Source organism: Enterobacter cloacae complex sp. 6730903 (assembly GCF_048283985.1).
In the GTDB taxonomy this organism is placed as follows: domain Bacteria; phylum Pseudomonadota; class Gammaproteobacteria; order Enterobacterales; family Enterobacteriaceae; genus Enterobacter; species Enterobacter hormaechei_C.
Genome location: NZ_JBLVXX010000247.1, coordinates 1 through 259, shown reverse-complemented (window position 1 = coordinate 259; position 259 = coordinate 1). Strand labels below are relative to the sequence as shown.

The following is a 259-nucleotide window of genomic DNA, read 5'->3' as shown; positions in this document are numbered from 1 at the left end:
GCTGCACCAGTATCAAATACCCAAAGAAGCTTACCAGTGTTTACGTCATATCCACGGATAACACCTGATGGCTCTTTATTTGAATAGTTGTCGGTAACCGAACCGGCAATAACCACTGTTGAACCAGTAACAACACCTGGAGATGTTGGGTTATAACCACCTGGATAAGCATATGGCATGAATTCTTGTAAATTCACTTCACCATTTTGACCAAAGTCAGTACATGCTTTACCTGTGTCAGCATTTACAGCAACTAAAC

Annotated in this window: 1 pseudogene; it reads right to left on the bottom strand. The window is 41.3% G+C overall.

Annotated features, from left to right (window positions below):
* A pseudogene (locus tag ACNQ0W_RS25775) lies at positions 1–259 on the bottom strand (membrane-bound PQQ-dependent dehydrogenase, glucose/quinate/shikimate family); the annotation flags it as partial.